Genomic DNA, 1,982 nt, shown 5'->3' with positions numbered 1-1,982 from the left:
CGAAGGGGGGATGCGGGAGATGAGCGAGAAATTCCGCGCCGGGGGCGGGGTGGTGGAGGTGAAGGTGTGACGGCTATTGCCTCTTAGGCAGCTTGACCTGCCCCTGCTTCAAGCTTTGCGTTACGGCGGACTATCGCAGCTGCTCGCCTGTTTCTAGCAGCTTCCGTCAGATAAGCTTCACTGCTAGCCAGCGCAAGAATATCATACATGAACTCGTTCATCGCTGAGAGCACCGCAGCACGGTATGACTCAATCTTTTTTGCGTCTGCCTCTACAAATACACCATGAGCAACTTTGTTTCGTCTCTCTAGCAGTCGGTTACAGATTATTTTTAGATTATATTTAGTTCGATCTGGCACTAGACCGATAACCGCACAGATTCCGTCAAACATCTTCTCTTTAAGGTTTGACCCAGTGTCGATACGATCCTTAAATAGGGTTTTATCGAGAGATTTTCTTCTATTAATCACATCGATCATAATGCTGATGTGATCAGCCGCATTCTTCTTCGTGCCCATAAAGAGATCCATCTCTTTTTTAGACATAACCCAAACAAAATTGTCTTCTAAGTCCGAGAACCGCTTCGCATTCTCGCTCACGTAAATCAGATATTGCTGCGCCGAGTGCTTAACGAATCCCTCCCAGTGGGCGTATAGCAGTGTCAATGACGCCCGCATTAGCGTAAGGCGCTCATCATCATCGCTCGCTCCCGCCAAGAGCTTGGTAAGAGCGAATATTTCTCGCCGCCTCCAGATCAAATCCTGCTCCAGCGAACCCGTAAGTTCGGCTACGTTCATTGAGGCGTGAACCAAGCCGCGCCAAAGGGAACCGTTAGGCGAAGACGGGTCGTTCCAGAGACTCCACTGGAGGCAGCGCGGCGCATTACGTTTTCCTCCCAGATGTCCGCTAGCCTTCCCCGAACAAAGGCAACGGGATCAGGCAGGGCATTAATCGCTTCCAGATTCCGCGCGATCCCCACGACGATTGCTTCTAGGGCGCTATTTTTTGGAGGTTTAGCTGGCTGGCCGTCGCGGCCAGGCTTGTGAAGAGCGCGATCACCACCAGCATTCGCAATGAGCTCAAATGTCCGGTCCACATTGTCTAATATGTGCGTCCTATGGTCATTCTCACCCTTGATCAAATCTAGGGTACGATCATCAAAGAAATCTTCGACGTCTTGATTGCCGCCAATGTCCCAACTAGCAAGAACCGCTGCGCGGTTGATATATTCAATATCTACCTGCTCGCTCATTTGGTTAGGGCTGAAACGGAATAATGTAGTGAATGGCTCACTGTGAGCTGACGCTCTCAATCTCGTAAGGAAACTGGGATCCTGCATAACAACCATGCAATTTCTCAGTTCCTGTCTATTGGCTTTCGTACCCCCGCTATTCAACCGCTGAAACAGGTCATACTTGCTCGTTTGGTCAGAGGTTCTCCTCAATATCTGGATAGATATTTTGGCGCGTTTCAGACGGATACGTTCGGCATTACCCAAAAGAAATTGAGGTCCCGCTGCCTCTTCTTCACGCCAAGCGATCCCATCAAGCTGAGTTAGGTGCCGCCCCCCAACGAGCGGGACCGGTGGGATTAGCGCCCCATCATCGGGACCCTTAAGTTCGCCGACAAACTGCAAAATCGTCGAGGTTCTCTGAAGGCCGTCGATGAGTTCCCAAACTCTCGCTTCCGTCTCGATCACAAAAATCGGCGGAATAGGAATTCCAAGCAGAAGGGACTCGATGAACGAACTCTTCTGTTCGATATTCCAGCGGAATAGTCGTTGATATTCGGGATTTATGCTGATTTCGCCGTCGCGATAGATATTAATCAGCTCTCCCACTGACATGTCGTAACTGTCGGTCGACACCTGCCGCTCGGCGGTTTCGATCTGAGTGCTTAGGGCGGCGTTTGTCATAAATGTCCTCGCGTATGGTCGGCACCTTGGCAGCGATACAGTGAAGGCTCAATCCACTCTGCAACTC

The 1,982-nt window shown here is 50.7% G+C and carries 2 protein-coding genes; both read right to left on the bottom strand.

What is annotated here, in order from left to right; genetic code table 11:
- Positions 1-83: 83 nt before the first annotated feature.
- On the bottom strand, positions 84-797 hold the full coding sequence (locus IQ270_RS29945; protein ID WP_193976730.1) for an MAE_28990/MAE_18760 family HEPN-like nuclease: 714 nt from the start codon (positions 795-797) through the stop codon (positions 84-86).
- Positions 794-1,915, bottom strand: coding sequence for a DUF262 domain-containing protein (locus tag IQ270_RS29940; RefSeq protein ID WP_193976729.1), 1,122 nt, complete (start codon positions 1,913-1,915; stop codon positions 794-796). The genes IQ270_RS29945 and IQ270_RS29940 overlap by 4 nt, the downstream gene beginning before the upstream one ends.
- Between the last annotated feature and the right edge of the window lie 67 nt (positions 1,916-1,982).

This window comes from Microcoleus sp. LEGE 07076, from assembly GCF_015207455.1.
Lineage (GTDB): Bacteria > Cyanobacteriota > Cyanobacteriia > Cyanobacteriales > Microcoleaceae > Microcoleus.
Note: the sequence above shows the minus strand (reverse complement) of the source record. Positions and strands in the feature narration are given on the sequence as shown.

Coding starts and splice junctions, on each gene's coding strand:
- IQ270_RS29940 (WP_193976729.1), bottom strand. CDS start 1,915: ATGACAAACGCCGCCCTAAGCACTCAGATCGAAACCGCCGAGCGGCAG.
- IQ270_RS29945 (WP_193976730.1), bottom strand. CDS start 797: ATGAACGTAGCCGAACTTACGGGTTCGCTGGAGCAGGATTTGATCTGG.